We start from the raw sequence: 21,548 nt of genomic DNA on the forward strand, positions 1-21,548 counted from the left end.
GTGTCACTCGCGCTTTGGCAACAGTGCCTGGACTACCTGCAGGACGAACTGAATTCACAGCAGTTCAATACCTGGATACGTCCGCTGCAGGCAGAAGAAGGAGACACCAATGAGCTGCGCTTGTTGGCGCCGAATCGCTTTGTGCGCGACTGGGTGAGTGATAAGTACGCCAAGCGTATTAGTGAATTAATGCGCGAGCTTGCACCCTCCAAGCCCCCTAAGGTCAGTTTGACGGTAGGTAGCCGCCGGACCGCTGCTCCAGCTCCCCAGCCTCGCGATCTGGGTAATCCGGTGTCAGCCGCCCCGGCTCAGCCGACGTCGCCCGCCGTACATACCCCGCCCCGGGGTGATATTGCCGACGAGCGTGAAATCGATCAGCTGCGTGAAGAGAGTGCCTCTCATCGTCGTGGCAACGAGCGTCAGGTGCAGGTAGAAGGCAGCTTGAAACACAATAGCGGCCTAAACCCTAATTTCACGTTCGATACCTTTGTGGAAGGTAAATCTAACCAGTTGGCACGTGCGGCGTCTCGCCAAGTGTCTGAAAATCCTGGCGGTGCTTATAATCCACTGTTCTTATACGGTGGCGTGGGCTTGGGTAAAACCCACTTGATGCATGCCGTAGGCAATGCGTTGGCAGGTCGTCGGGAAAATGCCCGCGTGGTTTATCTTCACTCTGAGCGCTTCGTGGCTGACATGGTGAAGGCGCTGCAGCTCAATGCGATCAACGATTTCAAACGTTTCTACCGCAGTGTCGATGCCCTCCTGATCGATGACATTCAGTTCTTTGCCGGTAAAGAGCGCTCCCAAGAAGAGTTCTTCCATACGTTCAATGCCTTGCTAGAGGGCGGTCAGCAGATGATCTTGACCTCTGATCGCTATCCAAAAGAGATCAGTGGTGTCGAAGAGCGGCTGAAGTCGCGCTTTGGCTGGGGTCTCACCGTCGCCATCGAACCGCCAGAGCTCGAGACGCGCGTGGCGATTCTGATGAAGAAAGCCGATCAGGCCAAGGTGGACCTGCCCCACGATGCGGCTTTCTTTATCGCCCAAAAGATTCGTTCTAATGTGCGTGAATTGGAAGGTGCGCTTAAGAAAGTCATTGCTGATTCACATTTCATGGGCAAGACCATCACCCAAGAGTTCATCCGTGAATCGTTGAAAGATCTTTTGGCGCTGCAGGACAAGCAGGTCGGGGTGGATAATATTCAGCGCACGGTGGCTGAATATTACAAAATCAAAGTGGCGGATCTGCTTTCCAAGCGACGCTCGCGCTCGGTGGCGCGCCCCCGGCAGGTGGCGATGGCACTGGCAAAAGAGCTCACCAATCATAGCTTGCCGGAAATTGGCGATGCGTTTGGTGGCCGTGATCACACCACCGTGCTGCATGCCTGCCGAAAAGTAAAAGCGCTGCAAGAAGAGAATGCGGATATTCGCGAGGATTACAAAAATCTTCTTCGCCTGCTAACAAGTTAACCTTTTTTCGTTTACGCCTGCCAAGCGGCAGGCCTTTCAGGATAGAAAACCGGAGTTTCGATGAAATTTACCATTTCCCGAGAGGCGCTGCTTCGCCCGCTGACTCTGGTGGCGGGCGTAGTGGAACGGCGCCAAACGCTGCCTGTGCTCTCTAACGTCTTGATTCAAGTGGAAGGTGACCAGGTCGCGCTGACCGGCACCGACTTGGAAGTCGAGCTGGTAGGCCGCACGGTGGCCAGCCAAGTGGACCAAGCAGGGGCGGCAACCGTACCGGCTAGAAAGCTGATGGATATTTGTAAGTCGCTGCCCGAACAGTCCGACATTCAATTAGCCGTCGAAGAGGGACGCGCCGTATTACGTAGTGGTCGTTCGCGCTTTACACTTTCTACACTACCTGTGGCAGAGTTTCCTAATATCGAAGATGCCGATGGAAGTCAGGAGCTTAGCGTTCCCCGTGGCACGCTCAAGCATCTGATCGAATCCACTTCCTTCGCCATGGCTCAGCAGGACGTACGCTATTACCTCAACGGTATGCTGTTAGAGATTCAGAGCAATCTGCTACGCACGGTCGCTACTGACGGACACCGATTGGCGATGTGCTCGCGTCCTATCGAGGTCGCGGTGAGCCAAGCCCAAAAACTCATCGTGCCTCGCAAAGGTATCTTGGAGCTGTCCCGTCTTCTGGATGACAGCGACGAGCCGGTTAGCCTGACGCTTGGTTCGACCCATGTGCGTGCCCACACGGGTGACTTCACGTTTACGTCGAAGCTGATCGACGGCAAGTTTCCGGACTACGAACGCGTGGTGCCGCGTAACGGCGATAAAGTGCTCATCGCCGAGCGTGCCGAGCTTCGTCAAGTGCTGTCACGTACCGCCATTCTCTCCAACGAAAAGTATCGCGGGGTGCGCCTCTATTTGGAGGAGGGCAACCTCAAAGTCATGGCGAACAACCCTGAACAGGAAGAGGCCGAGGAGAATGTCGCCGTCGAATACAATGGCAGCGCCATGGAGGTCGGTTTCAACGTGGGTTATCTGGTAGACGTGCTTTCCGTATTGGATGAAGACCGCGTACAGATGACGTTAGCCGACCCCAATAGCAGCGCACTGCTGGAAGAGCCGGGCGGCGGCGATGCGCTTTACGTCGTGATGCCGATGCGCTTATAACGCAAGGAATGGGATGAAGAACGGCGCTTCTGGTTGCAGAAGCGCCGTTTTCGCATAGGGCACGTCTGGCGATTGGAACGGTCTTACAAGGTGCATTGACGGATGAGCGTGACACAACTCACTTTTCAGGGACTGCGCAATTTAGCGCCAGTCACGCTTCATCCCTCATCGCGCATCAACGTGATCCATGGCGTGAACGGTAGCGGAAAGACTAGCTTGCTAGAGGGGATTCACATCCTCGGCATGGGACGCTCTTTTCGCACGCGTCAGCTCAAGAATGCTATTCAAATGGACGCCCCTTATATGACGCTATATGGACGTTTAGCGGGGGATCCTGAGGTGACGCTTGGTGTCAGGCGTATGCGTGCTCAGCGTGAGCTGGAGCTACGTCTGAGGGGAGAGAAAGGCGTAAGGTTAGCCGAGCTCGTCGAAGCCATGCCGCTACAGCTCATCAACCCGGATGCGTTTCGTTTGCTGGAAGGTTCACCCGCCGGCCGTCGCGAGTTTTTGGATTGGGGAGTGTTTCACGTGAAACACCACTTTCTGGATGCTTGGCGTCGGACCCGGCGTGCGGTGAAACATCGGAATGCGCTTCTCAGGCGTGGTAGAATAGTGCCCAATGAAATAGCGGTTTGGGAGCAAGAGTTAGCACTCTGGGGCGAACAAATGGATGCGCTTCGCCAAGCATGGTTTAACGAATTTCTTCCCGTATTCAATGAGACCCTGAAGACACTATTGCCGCTACCGGGTTTAACGTTGCGCTATGCGCGCGGTTGGGATAGACAGCGCTCGTTGGCAGAAGTGCTGCACGATAGCCGTAACACGGACCAGCAGATGGGCTTTACCCAGCAAGGCCCTCAGCGTGCGGATTTGCGCATCCGGCTGAATAAACAGCCTGCCATTGAGGTGCTTTCCAGAGGCCAGCAGAAGCTCGTGGTGAGTGCATTGAAGCTTGCTCAAGGTAGGCTTCTGGAAAGTACCGCACAGCGGCACTGTATCTATTTGATTGACGATTTACCGGCAGAGCTAGATGAGCATAACCGCCGCCAGTTCTGCACGTTACTCGAAGAGATGCAGTGCCAAGCATTTATTACCAGCGTCGAACCCACCGCGCTGAGCGACGTCTGGCAGCCTTCTACAGCCGTGGAGTTGTTTCACGTGAAACACTCCACGCAAGGGCTTAGCCAATGTCAGCCAGATGGGTAGACGACACGGAACGAGACAGACTTCACGACGGAGTGGTCAATGAGCGAGCAGGCTTACGATTCATCAAGCATCAAGGTGCTCAAAGGGCTAGACGCAGTACGTAAGCGTCCAGGCATGTATATCGGTGACACCGACGACGGCACCGGGCTGCACCACATGGTTTTCGAGCTGGTGGATAACTCCATCGATGAAGCCCTGGCCGGCCACTGTAGCGAAATTCGTGTGGTGATCCACCCGGATGAATCGGTAACCGTAAGCGATAATGGTCGAGGGATTCCGACCGAGCTACACGAGGGCGAGGGTGTCTCTGCGGCGGAAGTCATCATGACGGTGCTCCACGCGGGTGGCAAGTTCGACGATAACTCTTATAAAGTATCGGGCGGCTTGCACGGTGTGGGTGTATCGGTGGTGAACGCACTCTCCGAAGAGCTGCGCCTGACGATTTGGCGCCAAGGGGAGGTGTTTGAGCAAATTTATCATCACGGCGTGCCGCAAGCGCCGCTAGGCGTCGTAGGCAAAACGGAAAAAAGCGGTACCCGCGTGCATTTTCGCCCGTCTCCGGCGACGTTTGCCAACATCGAATTCCACTACGATATTCTGGCGAAACGCCTGCGTGAGCTCTCCTTCCTCAACTCGGGTGTAGCCATTCGCCTGATGGATGAGCGTAGCGGCAAAGAGGAGCTGTTCCATTACGAAGGTGGTTTGAAAGCCTTCGTTGACCACTTGAACAAAAACAAAACCGTTCTGAACCCGGTATTCCACTTCAACGCTGGGCGTGATGATGGCGTGGAAGTCGAAGTGGCCATGCAGTGGAGCGATGCCTTCACAGAGAACATCTTCTGTTACACCAACAACATTCCTCAGCGGGATGGCGGTACCCACTTGGCAGGGTTCCGCGCTGCGCTAACGCGTACGCTAAACCACTATATCGAAGCGGAAGGCCTGCTGAAAAAAGCCAAAGTGAACACGTCGGGCGACGACGCCCGTGAAGGCCTGACGGCGATCATCTCCGTCAAAGTGCCCGATCCGAAGTTCTCATCGCAAACCAAGGACAAGCTCGTCTCGTCCGAGGTGAAGACGGCGGTGGAGCAGGAGATGGGTCGCTTGTTTGCCGACTACCTGATCGAAAAACCTAACGAAGCCAAAGCCATCGTCAACAAGATGCTGGACGCGGCACGTGCCCGCGAGGCGGCGCGAAAAGCTAGAGACATGACCCGCCGCAAAGGCGCTCTGGATATCGCGGGTTTGCCGGGCAAACTAGCCGATTGCCAGGAGAAAGACCCCAGCCAGTCGGAGCTTTACCTGGTGGAGGGTGACTCGGCGGGGGGGAGTGCCAAACAGGGGCGTGATCGTCGTACCCAGGCCATTCTGCCGTTGAAAGGTAAAATCCTGAACGTCGAAAAAGCGCGGTTCGATAAGATGCTCTCTTCCGCTGAAGTAGGGACGCTGATTACGGCGCTGGGGTGCGGCATTGGACGCGAAGAGTTCAACCCTGACAAGCTGCGCTACCACTCGGTCATCATCATGACCGACGCCGATGTCGATGGTTCCCACATTCGCACGCTGCTGCTGACGTTCTTCTTCCGTCAGATGCCCGAGCTTATCGAACGTGGCCACATTTTTATCGCGCAGCCGCCGCTTTACAAAATCAAGCGCGGTAAGCAAGAGCTCTATCTGAAAGATGAGCAGGCGATGATCGATTACCTGACCACCACCGCACTGGATGGAGCAGGGCTGCACGTCAATGCAGACGCGCCTGGCATTACCGGGTCGCAGTTGGAAGCACTGGTCAATCAGTACCGCAACGTGATGAAACGTATCGATCGCTTGGCACGGGTGTACCCCATCGAAGTGCTCAAGCAAGCCGTCAATGCGACAGCGTTGCAGGGTGAGACCAGCTTGAAAGATCGCGTCACCATGGAGAACTGGATCGCCGAGCTGCAAAAAGCCATGGACGACAGGGTGGCTTATGAGGGCGGCCCGCGCTATCAGTTCTACCTGCAAGAAGACACCGAGCGTGGCCTGCATCTACCGGCGGTATCGCTGATTGCCCACGGCGTCACCACGGAATACGTGTGGGGCCTGGACTTCTTCGAAAGCGCCGATTACCGCGCCATGGCAGGGTTAGGGGACACCCTCAACGGCTTGCTGGACGAAGGCGCCTACATCGCCCGTGGTGAGCGCCAGAAGCCCGTTGGACACTTCTCTGAAGTGCTGACGTGGCTGATGCAGGAAGGCCAGCGTGGTCTCTCTGTGCAGCGCTATAAAGGGCTAGGTGAGATGAACCCGGACCAGCTATGGGAAACCACCATGGACCCGGATAGCCGTCGTATGTTGCGGGTTACCATCGAAGATGCGGTAGCAGCAGATATGATGTTCAACACCCTTATGGGTGACGAAGTGGAGCCGCGTCGCGACTTTATCGAGACCAACGCGCTCGTTGCTAACCTCGACATCTAAGTGGCTTCTTCACTGTGTTTCACGTGAAACATTGAAAAGCAAAAACCGCAGGCAAAGTGCCTGCGGTTTTTTTATGGGTAGTATCAAGGCCAGCGTGAAAACCGTATCGAAAGATTAATCCAAGGCCTCTGCTAATAAGTCGTCAACAAATGCAGCCAAGTCAGCGTAGACCAAGGCGTGCTCCAGCCCGTTCCCATTTGCGAGGGTCTTTTCGCCTTTACCTGTCTTCACGAGAACGCTACGGCAGCCCATCACTTCACCCGCTTGCAGGTCGCGAAGGCTGTCACCCACCATCCAACTGCCTGTCAGGCTGGGAAGCGTCAGCTTGTCACGTATGTCGGTCAACAGCCCGGGCAGTGGTTTACGGCAGCCGCACTGATCATCTGGCCCATGAGGGCAGTAAGCGATATGCGCTATATGACCACCTTCCGCCTGCACCAGAGTATGCAAACGCTCGTGCATGGCACTGAGCGTGGCGTCATCGTAGTAACCACGAGCGATGCCGGATTGATTGGTGGCCACTGCCACGGTAAAGCCTGCCTGGGTTAACCGCGCAATCGCGCGAATGGCAGACGGGTAGGGGATCCACTCGTCCAAAGATTTGATATAGGCATCCGAGTCGTGATTAATCACGCCATCGCGGTCCAGTATCACGAGTTGCTGAGCGGTGATCATAAGGCTCCCTTCAAGAAAACGTCTCTGCTTAGCGTAAGCGCTGACGAGGCAATGAACGAGTGTTTCACGTGAAACACTCCATTACTCAATAGAAAGCCCGGCTTGTCAAAAGCCGGGCTGTCGGTTGTGCCTCTAGAGCAGTCGATGCGCTCAATCCTTCACCGTCTTACTGGGGTAGCTGAGAGATATCGGCTACTTCCAGGAACAGCGCTTGCAGGCTGGCCAGCAAGGCAAGGCGGTTACGGCGAATGGCATCGTCGTCCGCCATGACCATGACTTGATCGAAGAATGCATCGACCGGCTCGCGGAGGGTGGCGAGCGCGTCCAGTGCCTGCTGGTAATTGCCTGCGGCAAACAGCGGCGACACCTGCTGTTGGCTGGCCGTGACCGCTTCGAAAAGCGATTTTTCCGCCGCTTCTTGAAGTAGCGAGGCGTCGACCTGGGTGCTGCCGTCGTGCTCCTGCTTGCTCAAGATATTGGAAACACGCTTGTTGGCAGCGGCCAATGCCGCGGCTTCTTCACGCTGGGCGAAGGCTTTCACGGCACGTAAGCGGCGCGCAAAATCCAGCGGTTTGGTCACCGGGCGAGCACGAACGGCGAGATACATCTCAGCAGAGATACCCTCCTCCTGGCCCCAGGCGCGGAAGCGGTCGAGCATATAGGTCAACACGTCTTCTACGAGGCCCTCGGCTTTCGGGAGATTCTGGTGCTGGTCAGCAGTGATCTGCAGCAGCTCGCGCAGGTCGAGGTTCAACTCGCCTTTGACCAGGATGTTCAATACGCCAATGGACGCGCGGCGCAGGGCGAAGGGGTCCTTGGCGCCGGTGGGGCGTTGACCAATACCGAAAATGCCTACCAGCGTATCCAGGCGGTCGGCCAGAGCCAGCGCTTGGCCGGTCAAACTGTGCGGAATCGCGTCGCTGGCAAAGCGAGGTAGATACTGCTCCTCCAGCGCCTGGGCAACCTCCGCCGGTTCGCCATCCTGCTCGGCGTAGTAGCGGCCCATAATGCCCTGCAGCTCGGGGAATTCGAGCACCATTTCGGTAACGAGATCACATTTGGCCAGGGCCACAGCGCGTTGCGCATGAGCCACGTCACCCTGGATGCGCTCAGCGATGAAAGTGGCGATGGCCGTGCTGCGGCGGGCCTTGTCCGCCAACGTGCCCAACTGCTGCTGGAAGACTACGCTTTCCAGTTGCGGTATGCGTGAGCCCAGCGTTTGCTTCCGGTCGGTATCGTAGAAGAAGGCGGCATCCGCCAAGCGCGGACGAATGACCTTTTCATTACCGGAGATCACCTGGTCGGGATCCTGGCTCTCGATGTTCGAGATGGTGATGAACAGCGGCTTCAACTTGCCCTGATCATCCAGCAGGTGGAAGTATTTTTGATTGGCCTTCATCGAGGAAATCAGGCACTCGGCAGGTACTTCCAGGAAGCGCTCGTCGAAGCTGCCGGTGAGCGCCACGGGCCACTCCACCAAACCGCTCACCTCGACCAGCAGGTCTTCATCGATGACGGCGTTGGCTTCCTGAACCTCGGCCTCGGCGAGCACCTGCTCACGAATACGCTCGCGGCGCTGCTGGCGGTCGGCCAGAACGTAGGCATTCTCGAGTGCCGCTAGATAGTCATCGGCGTGCTCGAGCTGGATGGCATCCGGCGCGTGGAAACGGTGGCCGTAGGTGGTACGGCTGGCTTCCAGCCCCAGCGCTTCTGCTGCAATGACGTCTTTGCCATACAGGGCCACGAGCCAGTGCACGGGGCGCGAGAACTCGACGCGGGACGCGCCCCAGCGCATATTCTTGGGCACTGGAAGCGAGTGTAGCGTCTTGCGCACCATCTCCGGTAGCAGCGCTTGAACGCTGTCACCTTGCTGCTGCTCGCGGTAGCCAAGCCAGGTGCCTTTATCGGTGTCCAGATGGATCAGATCCTCCACGCTGACACCGCAGGAGCGAGCAAAGCCTTCCGCCGCCTTTGTGGGGACGCCGTCTTTGAAAGCGGCGGCCAGCGCGGGTCCGCGACGCTCTACTTCGCGATCCGGCTGTTTGTCGGCGAGTCCGGTAACCTTCACGGCTAGGCGCCGCGGGGTGGCGTAGGCGGTCACCGCCTCGAAGGGAATCTCGGCGTCCTGTAAGCCTTTTTCGATACCCGAGGCAAAGGCGTCTGAGAGCGTGTCTAGCGCGGTCGGCGGAAGCTCTTCTGCGCCAAGTTCTAATAAAAGCGTATCAACGGCCATTATGCGTCTCCCTGCTCGGCGAGCTCATCTTGTAACAGTTCACGGCGCAATTCCTCCGAGGCCATGGGGAATCCTGCTGCTTTACGAGACTCGAAGTAGGCAGTGGCAACATCACGCGCCATGGTGCGCACGCGTAAAATGAAGCGCTGACGCTCGGTCACGGAAATGGCGTGGCGCGCATCCAGCAGGTTGAAGGTATGCGACGCTTTGAGCACCTGCTCGTAGGCGGGCAGCGGGAGGCTCGCGGCCAGCAGCTTGCTGCACTCTTTTTCCTGATGGTCGAAGGCAGCAAAGAGCTGGTCGACGTCGGCGTGCTCGAAGTTATACGCCGACTGCTCGCGCTCGTTTTGCAGGTAGACATCGCCGTAGCTGACTTTGCTGCCGTCCGGCGCGATGGCCCATACCAGGTCGTAAACGCTCTCCACGTTTTGCAGGTACATGGCGATACGCTCGAGTCCGTAGGTCAACTCGCCGGTGACGGGGTAGCACTCGATACCGCCCGCCTGCTGGAAGTAGGTGAACTGGGTTACTTCCATGCCGTTGAGCCATACTTCCCAGCCCAATCCCCAAGCGCCGAGCGTCGGGGATTCCCAGTTATCTTCTACGAAGCGCACGTCGTGAATCAGCGGATCAAGTCCTAAACGCTTCAGCGAACCCAGATACAGATCCTGCAAGTTGCTGGGCGAAGGCTTCATTACCACCTGAAACTGGTAGTAGTGCTGCAGGCGATTGGGGTTCTCGCCATAGCGGCCGTCGGTTGGGCGGCGGGAAGGCTGAACGTAGGCAGCATTCCAGGTTTCTGGACCAATCGCCCGCAGGAACGTGGCGGGGTGGAAGGTGCCCGCGCCGACTTCCATATCGAGGGGCTGAAGGATGACGCAGCCCTGTTCTGCCCAATACTGTTGCAGAGCAAGGATCAAGCCTTGAAAGGTCGACACATCGGGTGTCGATTGGTTTGTCGAAACACTCATCGCGGAAAGCACCGTTGGCCATGAATTCATAAGCCGTCAAGTATACAATCACAGGCAGATGGGTTATAGGCACGTTAGCCAAAGAGCCGCTTTTGGTAAGGAGAACGAGATGATCGTGGTAACAGGCGGGGCCGGGTTCATCGGCGCCAATATTGTCAAAGCGCTAAATGCTCGCGGCCGTGACGATGTGATGGTGGTCGACGACCTGCGCGATGGCACCAAATTCGTCAATTTGGCGGACTGCACGCTGGCTGACTACTTGGATAAAGACGATTTCATCGCCCGCGTGAAAGCCGCGCTACGTGGTGAAACGGTGGACTTGCCCACCATCGATGCGATTTTCCATGAAGGGGCCTGTTCGGACACCACCGAGTGGGACGGGCACTATATGATGGAGAATAACTTCGAGTACTCCAAAGTGCTGCTCAACTACTGTGAAAAACTGGGCATCCCTTTTCTGTACGCATCGTCGGCGGCGACCTACGGTGGCAGCGAGGTGTTCAAGGAAGCGCCGGAGCATGAGAAGCCGCTCAACGTCTACGGCTACTCCAAGCTACTGTTCGATCAGCACGTTCGCTCGCGCTGGAACGAGTTGACGACTCAAGTGGTAGGTTTCCGCTACTTCAACGTTTACGGGCCGCGAGAGCAGCACAAAGGCAAGATGGCCAGCGTTGCCTATCACAACCATCTGCAGATCCGTAACGGCGAAACGCTGAAGCTGTTCGGTGCTTACGGTGGCTATGAGGCGGGCATGCAGAGCCGCGACTTCGTCTACGTGGGCGATGTGGTCGATGTGAATCTCTGGTTTTTGGATAACCCTCACGCATCAGGCATCTTCAATTTGGGCACCGGGCGTGCCGAGCCGTTCAAGGCGATTGGCGAAGCGGTCATCGATTTTTACGGTCAGGGCGAGATCGATTACATTCCCTTCCCCCAAGAGTTGAAAGGGCGCTACCAAAGCTACACGCGTGCTGATATTAGCCAACTGCGTGCGGCAGGTTGTGACGTGGAATTCAAAACCGTCGCCCAGGGCGTCAAGGCGTACTTGGAGTGGTTGAATGGCTAACTCGGCCAAGCGGCTGCTGGTCGTCGGTCCTTCCTGGGTCGGCGATATGGTCATGGCGCAGAGTCTGTTCATGACGTTGAAGGCGCGCTATCCAGGCGCCACGCTAGGTGTGGTCGCCCCGGGATGGTCCCAGCCGATCTTAGAGCGCATGCCTCAAGTGGACGAAGTGCTACCGCTGGCGGTAGGCCACGGAGAGTTTGGCCTTGCCAGCCGTCGCGAGCTGGCGGCACGGCTACGCGGTCGCTTCGATCGCGCCATCGTTCTGCCGCGCTCTTGGAAGGCCGCCTTGGTGCCCTTCATGGCCCGCATTCCTGAGCGCGTGGGTTTTTTGGGAGAGCACCGCTACGGCTTGCTAAAAGAGCGTCGCAAGCTCGACAAGCAGGTGCTGGATCAAACCGTCAAACGGTTCGTCTCGCTGGGGCTGCCATTGGAAGAGGCACAAAGCGGGCAGTTCTCGATTCCCAAGCCACGGCTCACCATTGACCGTGATAACTTGGTGAATTTGCGCCTGAGCCATACGCTGTCCTCTCGTCCCGCCATCGGCATGATGCCCGGCGCGGAGTATGGTCCTGCCAAGCAGTGGCCGTTGGCGTATTTTCATCAATTGGCTGCGAGACTGATCGACGACGGTTTCGAGATTCGCGTGCTAGGCGGAGCGAAAGATCACCCTGCAGGGCAGAGCATCGTGAATGGCTTGCCGCATGCGCATAATTTATGCGGAAAAACACAGCTGGCCGATGCCGTGGACCTTTTGGCCGACTGTCGCCAGGTCGTTACCAACGATTCAGGGCTCATGCATGTCGCGGCGGCGGTAGGGGTACGCATCCAAGCGCTATATGGCTCGTCATCGCCCGCCTATACGCCACCGCTAACGGATAACGCGGACATCCACTACCTTGGGCTCTCCTGTTCGCCGTGCTTTCAGCGTACCTGCCCGTTAGGCCATACGAACTGCTTGAACGAGCTAGGCGTAGAACGGGTGTATCAGGCCATGCGCACCTAGCGCATGATCTCCATTTCGTCAGCTTGATCGGCGGGTGTTTCGATGATCTGATCGGTGGCGCTCTCTTCAGGCGCACGCCGCTGAGGGGTTAGCCCGTCCCAAAGGCGATGCTGCAGCGCGGTCTCCTCCCGTAGACGTTCATTCAGCGCCTCCAGCCCATGAATCTCGACCAGCGTGGGTTGGCTGCCAAGTAGTGAAGCGCCAAGGCCCGCGCGGTGATCGTTCAATGTGAGGCCCATAGCGTCGAGGATCGTGGGGAAAACGTCTAGCATGGTGGCGCCTCGCCTTACTCGCTGCGGACGGATATCCTCGCCCAGCATGATGAGCGTATTGTCGCGATCCAAGGTGGTGAGCTGATCCCACACCGACACGCGCATGGTGAGATGATCACTGAGTACCACCACTAGCGTGTTTTCCAGCAGTCCTTCTTGCTCTAACCGTTCAACGAGGTCTCGGGCTTGGCGCGCAGAGCACTCTACCGAGTAGAGAATATCCTGACCATCGAATTCGCCCTGGCGGTCCAGACAGGTTTGCGAGGGAAAACCGCTGGGCGCATGGCCCGCAATGCTCAGGTTCACCACGGCCCAAGGACCGTCGTCCTCCTCGCTCAGTCGACGTATTTCGTCGACGGTCACATCGTATAGTGTATCGTCATAAAGACCCCAACTGTTCACATACTCAGGATCCTCGAGATCCGGTAGCAGTTCTTCTTTACCTTTGACGGTATCGAACTGGTGACCACGATAGAAAAGCCCTTTACCAGCAAACTGCGTGCTGGCGCCTCCCAAAAAACTGAGCCGGTAGCCCTGACCGGCCAGCACGTCTCCCAGACACTCAACGCCGGGTACGACTTGGCTGAGCGGTTCGAACTGACTATCGTGCAGCAGGCCGGCGGGCATGAGGGGGACGCCGCACTGGCTGGCGATCATCCCAGCCATGGTCCAGCCCGTATTCTCCATCTGCTGAATGCCCTCGAACACCAACCCGCGCTCGCCCAGTGCCGCTAAATCTGCGTAGGCGTCGCCAAATAGCTCGTTGCTATAGGTGCGCTCCATGCTCTCCAGGTACATCAGCAGTAGGTTGGGTGCATTGGGTTGGTCGCCGGTGGGTGGCGCAACATAGCGTCGATCTAGCCAAGCGCCATCGTCCGTCACTATCGCGGCGCTGCGTTGACCAATGCCGTAGAGCAGTGGGTTGGCCGCCAATAGCGCGATGGCAAAGAAGCGCTCGGTCAAACGCCAGCGCTGATCGTGGCGCGACAACCACGTCACCGATACCAGCACCGCCAACACGGTGAGCGTGTAGGTCAGTGCCAGCAGCATTTTACCTGCCCCGCCATGCTCCGCCATGCCCGCCTGTAAATGAAAAAACACCGCCCCGAGGTCGACGTTTCCGAAGCTGTCGGCCAAATAAACATAGACGCTGAATAGGCTAAGTGGCAGCAGCGACCATGGCCACATTGGACGGTAGCGTGCGTTGATCGGCGCGCCCCAGCGCAGCTTGAGCCCCACCCCAATCCATGCCGCTGCTATCAAAAAGAGCGTCCACCAGGGCAGACGCGTGAGTACGGTGACGGCATAGCCAAGGCTAAGACCCATGACGACGAGCGGTAGCCAAGGGGTGAGTTTGAGTGACCGTGAAGCGAACATCCTGTATCCCTTTTCAGAACGTGCTAAATGAAGCGTCAGCTTATCAAAAGTCGCGCCCCGTGGCCGTGTTAGCATGTCACTAAAATGGGCAGGATCACGGACGAGCCGTGTATGCCTCAAACTGAGTGGGTAAAGGTGAGACGTGTCTATTTCCGCTGTGTTGATTGTCAAAAACGAAGCGCACCACTTACGTGAGTGTCTGGAAACGCTGACGTGGGCTGATGAAATCGTCGTGCTGGATGCGGGCAGCCAGGATGCCACGTGCGAGATTGCGCGAGAGTTCACCCAGAATGTGAACGTCAACGCCGACTGGCAGGGGTTTGGCATTCAGCGCCAGCGGGCAGAAGCCCTGGCAAACGGTGAGTGGATTTTGATGGTCGATGCCGACGAGCGCGTGACGCCTGAATTGCGTGACAGCATTGAGGCGGCCATTCAGCAGCCTCCCGCTGCCTATAGCGTGAGCCGCCTATCGTGGTGCTTCGGCCGCTTCATCCGCCACTCGGGCTGGTACCCAGACCGCGTGCTGCGTCTCTACCCAAGAGGTCAGGCGGGCTATAACGCCGCGCTGGTGCATGAAAAGCTAGTACTCAACGAAGGCTTGGCCGAAAAGCCGCTATCCGGTGACCTGCTGCACTACACCTATCGCGACCTGCGCCACTATCTGGAGAAATCCGCCCACTATGCCCAGGCTTGGGCAGAGCAGCGCGCCGCCCAGGGGAAAACGGCCACGCTAGGGCAGGGCATGGGTCACGGGTTGGCTTGCTTCCTCAAGATGTACGTGCTGAAAGCAGGCTTTAAAGATGGCAAGCAGGGGCTATTGCTGGCGCTGCTCTCCGCACATTCCACTTTCGCCAAGTACGCCGATCTCTGGGTGCGTACCCGCACTGCCGACAAGCAGCGCTGAAATCCGTTCGGCGGCGTTGCCGAGGTCGATCGTGGTCATATCCTGTTGGTCGGCATCAGCAGGGGGGCTAAACGCCAGACGCTTTTCCGCTCGGTTGCAGGTTTGCCAGCGCAGCGGCGTAGCGGAGCGTTTGGCGGGATAAAAACCCGCCGTGGCGATATCGAGACAGCCTGCAATATGCAGCGGCCCGGTCGAGCCGGCAATCAGCATATCCGCTCCGCCAAGCTGCAGTGCAAAGGCATCCACGCTGGGAGTTGCTGGAAAGTGGTCTGCCTCGACGCCTTTTTCGGCTAGTTGTTTCCTCAAGTCTTGTGCCTGTGGCTGTTCACTGGGGCCAGCGCTGATGAGCCAGCGTAGTGGCAGAGGCTGGCACTGTCGGTGAACGTGAGCGATCAGCTCGGCGTACTGCGCAACCGATAGATTGACCGCCGAGCCGCCGCTGCCAGGATGAACCACCACCACGCGTTCTGAGGTGTCGTTGGCCAACGTTTGGCGTTGGACAAGACGCTGCGCGCCATCCATCGGCCAGAACGGGGGCGAAGGCAGGGTGGTCAGCGTTAACGACAGTCGAGCCAACAGTTCACAGGCCAAGTCGACGTTGTACTGGTACTCGGGTTTGGCGGAATGGGAGCGGCGTTGGCGTATTCGCACGTTATAAAACACCTGTGCCCACTTGGTTGCAGGGGCAACGCGCAGCGGAATGCCTGCTTTCATGCCTAGCCAACCGATACGCGGTGTCGAAAACAGCGTTAGCAGTGCATCGAATTTCGATTGTTTCACGTGAAACAATAGCGCCTGCTGCGTCGCTTTATCAGCCTGGCTACCGGGGTCGATGATGACGTCATCGACCCATGGGCACGCCTTGGCTAAGGGGGCTGTATAGGCAGGCACCAGCACGGTCACGTGGGGCATAGGCGAGGCCTGTTTCAAGCACGCTAGCGCTGGCCACGCCAGCATAAAATCGCCGATTTTGTCGTTACGGACGACAAGCAGTTTCTGCGCCATGATTTAGGCCCCGTTAAAAGCAGCCTGTATACTACAAGAGATTGTAAGGATTGTTTAACGGTGCGCGGCTAGGTAGGGCATGCGATGGCGAAGAAGGTACTGCAACTGTGTCTTTCTGATGGCAAAGGCGGAATGGAGCTGTATGTCGATCGGGTGATTGAAGACCTAGTGTCTGAAGGCTGGGAGGTCAGGGGCATCTGCCTGAAAGATACCAAGGTAGAGAGCTATATGCAGCGTAACGAAGTGCCCTATAAAGCCTTTTCGAGCAACGGCCAGGCGCTGTCCCAGCTATTCTCGATCCGCCGCTGGCTCATCAAGGAGGGCATTTCCGTCATTCACTGCCATAAATCGAGTGATCTGCGCCTCACCACCTTGTTGAAAGCACTGCTGCCGACACTAAGGATCATCTACACGGACCACGTGGGCGGGCAGCGGCCGAAAAAAAGCCCCTATCATCGCATGGCTTATGGCTGCGTGGACCGCGTGCTGTCTATCAGCCAGGCAACATACCAGCGCAATATCCGTAATTTGCCGCTTCCCCAGGAGCGGGTGGTGTGTTTGCCCCACGGCGTCGATATCGATAAGTACCAGCCCAATCGTGACCCCGCAGCCATCACGGCTAAGCGCGAAGCACTGAATGTTCCGGCCGATGCTGTATTGATCGGTCTGCCTGGCCGCGTGACGCCGGGTAAAGGCCAAGACATATGGGTAAAAGCGCTGCTGGAATTAGACCCCTCGCTCCATTTCTATGCGCTCTCGATCGGAGGCACGGACTATGCCTCGGGGGGTGTGGAGACATTTTATGCCGAGTTGCAGCGCACCATCGCGGGCACGCCGCTGGCGGATAAGATCGCCTTTCTAGGGCATCGCAGTGACCTGACGGAGATTCTACCCGTGCTGGACGTGGTGTGTATTCCTTCGGAAAACGAAGCGTTCGGTCTGACGATCATCGAGTCCATGGCCTGCGGTATGCCGATCATAGGCTCGAATACCGGGTCGTTGCCGGAGCTAGTAGATGCTGATTCCGGGGTGTTGGTAGGCCCGTTTGACGTGCCCGCCTGGCGCGATGCCATGACCACGTTGATTCGCGATGCCGACACACGCAAGGCCATGGGACTGGCCGCTCGGCGACGAGTCGAAGAGCGCTTCAGCAACAAGCAGCACGTAAAGCGCTTGATCGAGATCTACTCGGCGTCGGCATAGCCTGAGTAAAGCGGCGCCATCAGACGCTTCTCTTGGCCAGGGGCAAACTTCGCCACCGAGCGCTCCAGCCGCTGTAGGTTACGTGCCTGCCACTTGCCAGGCGGGCGCAGTCGGCAGCGGTCGAGATCGATCAGCCAGGGCTTGCCAGCCTCATCCATCAGAATGTTGCGGGCGTTGAGGTCGACATGGTCCAAGCCCGCTTGATGAAATCGCTTGATCATTGCGCCAACGCGCTTTAATAGCGCCTCGTCAGCCTCTTCATTGGTGAGGAGTGAGGCGAGCGCCCGAGCGCCGGGGATGCGCACGGTCAGCAGTGCCGCCTCATAAGTCAGCCCAAACCGGGTGACACAGCAGGCCACCGGACGCGGGACGGGCAGGCCTTGCTCATACAGTGCGGCGGTCAAACGCATTTCACGAAACGCCCGGGTTCGCTCGGCCCCCAGCCACACATAGCGCTGCTGGCTGAGCTTGGCGATGAGCCCGCCGCGCTGGTAAGGGCGCAGCACCCACTGCTCGTCGTCGCGCGCCTTCAGGAACAGGCTGCTACCTCGGCCCGGCGCTTCGCCGACCACCAGACCCCGCGTTCGCCAGTACGCTGCCTCGAACAGCGCCGCGCTTAGGGGGTGAACCGGGGAGGAGAGTTGGTGTGTTGCGCAGGCGTCACTTAAACTGTCTGCATCGTGTAGAATCAGCCCATTTTTCTGCCGGAGTGCCGCTAAGCGCATGAAGCCCTCTCTGCCTGTTCAACCAAACCATATTGCCATTTTGCGCCTCTCCGCGTTGGGAGACGTGTGCAATCTCGTGCCAACGGTGCGAGCGTTGCAGCGCCAGTGGCCGCATGCGCGCATTACCTGGATTATCGGCAAGGGGGAGCACAGTTTACTGGCCGGGCTTTCCGGGGTCGAGTTCGTCGTGTACGACAAAGCGACCGGGCTTACCGGCATGCGGGCCATCTGGCGTGAGCTGGCCGATACCCGCTTCGACGTACTGCTGCATATGCAACAGGCCATTCGCGCCAGCGTGCTCTCGCTTGGTCTCAAAGCCAACGTCCGGGTAGGGTATGACAAGGCCCGTGCCAAGGACGCTCAGCACTGGTTCACCCAGCACCAGTTGGCTCCCCATGCGAATGCCCATGTGCTGGAGTCGTTCATGGATTTTGCCCGTCTGCTGGGCGTCGAAGACGACCGCTTGGAGTGGAATCTTGCGGTGCCTGCCATCGCCTACGAAGAAGCCAGAGGGATCAGTGGTGACACGCCTTACTTGGTGATCAACCCCTGTAGTAATGCGCGGCTACGTAATTTTCGCAACTGGTCGGTGGAAGGGTATGCGAGCGTGATTGAACACGCCTGGGTACAGCACGGTCTGAAGAGCGTACTCACGGGGGGCGGCAGCCCCTTGGAGCGCGAAATGGGCGACCAGATCGAAGCGCTCTGCCAGTCGGGTAGCGTCATCAACGCCATCGGCGGCACCTCATTGAAAGGTGTCCTGGCGCTGATCGATAACGCCCGCGCAGTGATTGCTCCGGATACCGGCCCTGCCCATATGGGTAATGCCATGGGCACGCCGACGCTTGGCCTCTATGCCACCACTAACCCTCAACGGGCTGCGCCCTATCTGTGGCGCGATTTTGCCGTCGATGCCTACCCCGATGCGGTACGCACTTATCTGCATAAATCGGTGGACGAAGTGAGCTGGGGGCAGCGGGTGCGCCATGCCGATGCGATGGACTTGATCAAAGCGGACGACGTCATTGCCAAGTTAGACGCGCTGCTGGCGCACAGCGCAGCACACACCACAACAGGACTCTCGGATGAAAGTTGATCTAACCGCCCTGGAACATGCCCGCGTACTGGTGGTCGGGGATGTCATGCTCGACCGCTACTGGCACGGCGGCACCTCGCGGATCTCCCCGGAAGCGCCGGTGCCCGTGGTACGCGTGGAAGATGCCGATGACCGGCCCGGCGGCGCCGCCAACGTGGCGCTCAACGTGGCGTCCTTGGGCGGGCACGCCGCGCTGGCGGGTCTGGTGGGCGAGGATGACAATGCCGAGCTGCTCTCAAAGCGCTTGGCGGCAGCCAATGTAAGCACTTACTTCCAACGCAGCCCTGATATACCCACGATTACCAAGCTACGCGTGATGAGCCGTAACCAGCAGCTGCTGCGCCTGGATTTCGAGCAGCGTCTCGACAGCGTGGATACCAGCGCCCTGCTGGCACAAGTGGAACAGGCACTGCCCGAATGCGACGTGGTGATCCTGTCCGATTACGGTAAGGGCACGCTCAATCAAGTGGAGCATTTAATCGACATGGCGCGTCAGCACGGCAAGCGGGTGCTGATCGATCCCAAGGGGCAGGATTTCACCAAGTACCGAGGGGCTAGCCTGATTACCCCCAACCTCACCGAATTCGAGGCCGTGGTGGGGCCTTGCGCCACGGACGCCATTCTTGCCGAGCGTGGCGAAGCGCTGCGTGCCGAACTCGAACTCGAAGCGCTGTTGATTACCCGCAGCGAAAAAGGGATGACGCTGATCCGTGAAGGCCATGCGCCGCTGCATCTGCCCACCCGTGCTCAAGAGGTCTTCGATGTGACCGGCGCAGGCGATACCGTGATTGGTCTGATGGGCCTGGCCTTGGCCGCTCACCATGCGCTGCCGGAAGCGATGATGTTGGCGAACCTGGGGGCGGGCCTAGTGGTGGCGAAGCCGGGTACCGCCACGCTCTCGATTGCCGAGCTTTACACGGCGCTGCATGGTGACAAACTGGCCGAGTTCGGCGTGATCGAACCAGCGCCGCTGGTCGATGCCGTTCGCGCTGCGCAGCTGCGTGGCGAGCGGGTGGTGATGACCAACGGGTGCTTCGACATTCTCCACGCTGGCCATGTGGCCTACTTGGAACAGGCCAAACGCCTGGGCGACCGGCTGATCGTCGCGGTGAACGACGATGCCTCCATCGGCCGGTTGAAAGGGCCGAAGCGCCCTATCAACCCGTTGAACCGGCGAATGCAGGTGCTGGCCGGGCTTGGCGCGGTGGATTGGGTGGTGCCGTTCAGTGACGACACGCCTGCCGCCCTGATCGAGCAGGTACTGCCGGATATCCTGGTCAAAGGCGGTGACTACCGCCCCGAGGACATTGCTGGCGGCAGCGCCGTGATCGCCAACGGTGGCGAGGTCAAGGTGCTGGGCTTCGAAGATGGCGTGTCCACCACGGCAATGATCAGCTCGATCCTGGATCGCGAAAGCTAATGGCCCGCTGGCCACGGCTGGCCTACTCAGCGGCGCTGTATGGCTTAGCGCCGCTGATTGGCTGGCGCATCTGGCGTGAGCAAGTGCCCACTTACTCACGGCTCCAGCGGTTGGGGCTGCGCCTTGAACCACTGCCACCCGAACCGCGCCTTTGGCTGCACTGTGCCTCGGTAGGCGAGGTACGCGCTGCCCGCCCGCTGATCGAAGGGCTACTGGCGCGCTTTACTCACCACAGCCTGCTACTGACCACCATGACGGCTACCGGCGCCAGACAGGCACAGGCGTTGATAGCAGAGCAGGGTACTGCCGACCAGACGCGTCTTGCCCACCGTTTTCTGCCGTTGGATTTTCCCGGCGCGGCCAGGCGTTTTGTGGCTTGCGTACAGCCGGACCTTGCCATCCTGTTTGAAACCGAGCTGTGGCCGAACCTGCTTCACGCTTGCCATCGGCAGGCGGTGCCCGTTGTCGTAGTGAACGGCCGACTATCACCCCGCGCGTTTGGCCGCTACCAGCGTTTGCGCCCGCTGATGCAGGGGGCCTTGGCCAACGTGACGTGGCTGGCCGCTAAATCACCAGAAGACGCCGAGCGTTTTCAAGCGCTGGGCTGTGCCGCTGAATCGATCTCCGTGGTGGGATCGCTGAAATTCGAGCAAGCCTTACCTGAAAGGGCGCTGGAAGAGAGTGAGCGCTTACTTCATGCGTGGGGTCAGCGTCCCGTCTGGGTCGCGGGCTCAACACGCGATGGTGAAGAAGCGCTGCTGCTCACGGCCCACCGCCAACTGCTTGAACGCTTTCCAGACGCACTGCTGGTGCTGGTGCCTCGCCATCCTCAGCGCTTTGACGAGGTGGCGGCCCTGTGTGAGCGTGAAGAGTTCAAGGTGAGTCGTCGAAGCCAGCAACAGCCCGTCACGCCCACCACCCAGGTCTACCTGGGAGATACGCTGGGCGAGCTGGCGATGCTGTACGGCGCGGGGAGCGTGGCTTACGTAGGCGGAAGCTTGGTGCCACTGGGCGGGCATAACGTATTGGAGCCTGCCGCACTGGGTAAGCCCGTACTGTGCGGGCCGTCGCTGGAGAACTTCAGTGATGTTGCCGAGCCGCTCTTGGCGGCCAAGGCACTGACGGTGGTAGCTTCCCACGATGCGCTCGCCAGTGCGCTGGTAGATGCCTTTGCCCACCCGGCCCGCGCCCTGCAGGCGGGCCAAGCGGGTAAGGCGGTCATTAAAGCCCAGCGCGGGGCGCTCGCGCGTACCTTAACGGGTATTGAGCAGATGATCTCGATGCCGTCTTGATAGTAA

The 21,548-nt window shown here is 58.6% G+C and carries 17 protein-coding genes; 11 read left to right on the forward strand and 6 right to left on the reverse strand.

All coding sequences use genetic code 11. The features are described from left to right. The 4 genes from dnaA to gyrB all read left to right on the forward strand — a co-directional run bounded on the left by dnaA (position 1) and on the right by gyrB (position 6,300). Complete coding sequence (gene dnaA / locus GYM47_RS00005) at positions 1–1,470, forward strand: chromosomal replication initiator protein DnaA (RefSeq protein ID WP_153843622.1); 1,470 nt, start codon at positions 1–3, stop codon at positions 1,468–1,470. Between the two features lie 60 nt (positions 1,471–1,530). Beyond that, on the forward strand, positions 1,531–2,634 hold the full coding sequence (gene dnaN / locus GYM47_RS00010; protein ID WP_153843621.1) for a DNA polymerase III subunit beta: 1,104 nt from the start codon (positions 1,531–1,533) through the stop codon (positions 2,632–2,634). Positions 2,635–2,736: 102 nt separating this feature from the next. Then, the gene (gene recF, locus GYM47_RS00015; protein WP_153843620.1) at positions 2,737–3,840 is read left to right on the forward strand and encodes a DNA replication/repair protein RecF; all 1,104 of its coding nucleotides are present in this window, start codon (positions 2,737–2,739) and stop codon (positions 3,838–3,840) included. 39 nt (positions 3,841–3,879) lie between these two features. Further along, positions 3,880–6,300: a DNA topoisomerase (ATP-hydrolyzing) subunit B gene (gene gyrB, locus GYM47_RS00020; protein ID WP_139526174.1), complete on the forward strand. Its 2,421-nt coding sequence runs from the start codon at positions 3,880–3,882 to the stop codon at positions 6,298–6,300. Positions 6,301–6,414: 114 nt separating this feature from the next. On the opposite strand, the gene gmhB is transcribed toward gyrB, so the two are convergent. The 3 genes from gmhB to glyQ all read right to left on the reverse strand — a co-directional run bounded on the left by gmhB (position 6,415) and on the right by glyQ (position 10,179). Further along, positions 6,415–6,975, reverse strand: a complete 561-nt coding sequence (gene gmhB, locus GYM47_RS00025) for a D-glycero-beta-D-manno-heptose 1,7-bisphosphate 7-phosphatase (RefSeq protein WP_139526175.1) — start codon at positions 6,973–6,975, stop codon at positions 6,415–6,417. Between the two features lie 166 nt (positions 6,976–7,141). Next, positions 7,142–9,208, reverse strand: coding sequence for a glycine--tRNA ligase subunit beta (gene glyS / locus GYM47_RS00030; protein WP_153843619.1), 2,067 nt, complete (start codon positions 9,206–9,208; stop codon positions 7,142–7,144). Further along, on the reverse strand, positions 9,208–10,179 hold the full coding sequence (gene glyQ / locus GYM47_RS00035) for a glycine--tRNA ligase subunit alpha (protein WP_153843618.1): 972 nt from the start codon (positions 10,177–10,179) through the stop codon (positions 9,208–9,210). Before glyQ ends, glyS begins: the two co-directional genes overlap by 1 nt. 109 nt (positions 10,180–10,288) lie before the next feature. On the opposite strand from glyQ, the gene rfaD reads away from it, so the two are divergent. After that, on the forward strand, positions 10,289–11,245 hold the full coding sequence (gene rfaD / locus GYM47_RS00040) for an ADP-glyceromanno-heptose 6-epimerase (RefSeq protein ID WP_139526178.1): 957 nt from the start codon (positions 10,289–10,291) through the stop codon (positions 11,243–11,245). Continuing rightward, complete coding sequence (waaF, locus tag GYM47_RS00045; protein ID WP_139526179.1) at positions 11,238–12,248, forward strand: lipopolysaccharide heptosyltransferase II; 1,011 nt, start codon at positions 11,238–11,240, stop codon at positions 12,246–12,248. The genes rfaD and waaF overlap by 8 nt, the downstream gene beginning before the upstream one ends. Here waaF and GYM47_RS00050 read toward each other — a convergent pair. Beyond that, positions 12,245–13,897, reverse strand: coding sequence for a sulfatase-like hydrolase/transferase (locus GYM47_RS00050; protein ID WP_139526180.1), 1,653 nt, complete (start codon positions 13,895–13,897; stop codon positions 12,245–12,247). The genes waaF and GYM47_RS00050 overlap by 4 nt on opposite strands. 142 nt (positions 13,898–14,039) lie before the next feature. Here GYM47_RS00050 and GYM47_RS00055 point away from each other — a divergent pair, with 142 nt between their 5' ends. Then, the gene (locus GYM47_RS00055) at positions 14,040–14,801 is read left to right on the forward strand and encodes a glycosyltransferase family 2 protein (protein WP_139526181.1); all 762 of its coding nucleotides are present in this window, start codon (positions 14,040–14,042) and stop codon (positions 14,799–14,801) included. Here GYM47_RS00055 and GYM47_RS00060 read toward each other — a convergent pair. Beyond that, entirely contained in the window at positions 14,712–15,806 is a 1,095-nt protein-coding gene (locus GYM47_RS00060) for a glycosyltransferase family 9 protein (RefSeq protein WP_153843617.1), read from the reverse strand. The genes GYM47_RS00055 and GYM47_RS00060 overlap by 90 nt on opposite strands. An 84-nt stretch (positions 15,807–15,890) precedes the next feature. Between GYM47_RS00060 and GYM47_RS00065 the strand changes: the two genes are divergently transcribed. Beyond that, positions 15,891–17,009 carry a glycosyltransferase family 4 protein gene (locus tag GYM47_RS00065; protein WP_153843616.1) on the forward strand — a complete coding sequence of 373 codons (1,119 nt, stop codon included), beginning with the start codon at positions 15,891–15,893 and terminating at the stop codon, positions 17,007–17,009. On the opposite strand, the gene GYM47_RS00070 is transcribed toward GYM47_RS00065, so the two are convergent. Beyond that, positions 16,991–17,734, reverse strand: a complete 744-nt coding sequence (locus GYM47_RS00070) for a 3-deoxy-D-manno-octulosonic acid kinase (protein ID WP_153843615.1) — start codon at positions 17,732–17,734, stop codon at positions 16,991–16,993. The two genes, GYM47_RS00065 and GYM47_RS00070, sit on opposite strands and share 19 nt — an antisense overlap. On the opposite strand from GYM47_RS00070, the gene GYM47_RS00075 reads away from it, so the two are divergent. The 3 genes from GYM47_RS00075 to waaA are packed head-to-tail and all read left to right on the forward strand — an operon-like array spanning position 17,733 to position 21,542. Then, positions 17,733–18,830 carry a glycosyltransferase family 9 protein gene (locus GYM47_RS00075; RefSeq protein WP_153843614.1) on the forward strand — a complete coding sequence of 366 codons (1,098 nt, stop codon included), beginning with the start codon at positions 17,733–17,735 and terminating at the stop codon, positions 18,828–18,830. The two genes, GYM47_RS00070 and GYM47_RS00075, sit on opposite strands and share 2 nt — an antisense overlap. After that, complete coding sequence (gene hldE / locus GYM47_RS00080; RefSeq protein WP_153843613.1) at positions 18,820–20,250, forward strand: bifunctional D-glycero-beta-D-manno-heptose-7-phosphate kinase/D-glycero-beta-D-manno-heptose 1-phosphate adenylyltransferase HldE; 1,431 nt, start codon at positions 18,820–18,822, stop codon at positions 20,248–20,250. The genes GYM47_RS00075 and hldE overlap by 11 nt, the downstream gene beginning before the upstream one ends. Continuing rightward, positions 20,250–21,542: a lipid IV(A) 3-deoxy-D-manno-octulosonic acid transferase gene (gene waaA, locus GYM47_RS00085; RefSeq protein WP_153843612.1), complete on the forward strand. Its 1,293-nt coding sequence runs from the start codon at positions 20,250–20,252 to the stop codon at positions 21,540–21,542. The genes hldE and waaA overlap by 1 nt, the downstream gene beginning before the upstream one ends. Positions 21,543–21,548: the final 6 nt, after the last annotated feature.

The organism is Vreelandella piezotolerans (assembly GCF_012427705.1).
GTDB classification, from domain to species: domain Bacteria; phylum Pseudomonadota; class Gammaproteobacteria; order Pseudomonadales; family Halomonadaceae; genus Vreelandella; species Vreelandella piezotolerans.

Bases quoted from the DNA above. Each gene is read 5' to 3' on its own strand.
- dnaN (WP_153843621.1), top strand. From the start codon at position 1,531: ATGAAATTTACCATTTCCCGAGAGGCGCTGCTTCGCCCGCTGACTCTG.
- recF (WP_153843620.1), top strand. From the start codon at position 2,737: ATGAGCGTGACACAACTCACTTTTCAGGGACTGCGCAATTTAGCGCCA.
- gyrB (WP_139526174.1), top strand. From the start codon at position 3,880: ATGAGCGAGCAGGCTTACGATTCATCAAGCATCAAGGTGCTCAAAGGG.
- gmhB (WP_139526175.1), bottom strand. From the start codon at position 6,975: ATGATCACCGCTCAGCAACTCGTGATACTGGACCGCGATGGCGTGATT.
- glyS (WP_153843619.1), bottom strand. From the start codon at position 9,208: ATGGCCGTTGATACGCTTTTATTAGAACTTGGCGCAGAAGAGCTTCCG.
- glyQ (WP_153843618.1), bottom strand. From the start codon at position 10,179: ATGAGTGTTTCGACAAACCAATCGACACCCGATGTGTCGACCTTTCAA.
- rfaD (WP_139526178.1), top strand. From the start codon at position 10,289: ATGATCGTGGTAACAGGCGGGGCCGGGTTCATCGGCGCCAATATTGTC.
- waaF (WP_139526179.1), top strand. From the start codon at position 11,238: ATGGCTAACTCGGCCAAGCGGCTGCTGGTCGTCGGTCCTTCCTGGGTC.
- GYM47_RS00050 (WP_139526180.1), bottom strand. From the start codon at position 13,897: ATGTTCGCTTCACGGTCACTCAAACTCACCCCTTGGCTACCGCTCGTC.
- GYM47_RS00060 (WP_153843617.1), bottom strand. From the start codon at position 15,806: ATGGCGCAGAAACTGCTTGTCGTCCGTAACGACAAAATCGGCGATTTT.
- GYM47_RS00065 (WP_153843616.1), top strand. From the start codon at position 15,891: ATGGCGAAGAAGGTACTGCAACTGTGTCTTTCTGATGGCAAAGGCGGA.
- GYM47_RS00075 (WP_153843614.1), top strand. From the start codon at position 17,733: ATGAAGCCCTCTCTGCCTGTTCAACCAAACCATATTGCCATTTTGCGC.
- GYM47_RS00070 (WP_153843615.1), bottom strand. From the start codon at position 17,734: ATGCGCTTAGCGGCACTCCGGCAGAAAAATGGGCTGATTCTACACGAT.
- hldE (WP_153843613.1), top strand. From the start codon at position 18,820: ATGAAAGTTGATCTAACCGCCCTGGAACATGCCCGCGTACTGGTGGTC.
- waaA (WP_153843612.1), top strand. From the start codon at position 20,250: ATGGCCCGCTGGCCACGGCTGGCCTACTCAGCGGCGCTGTATGGCTTA.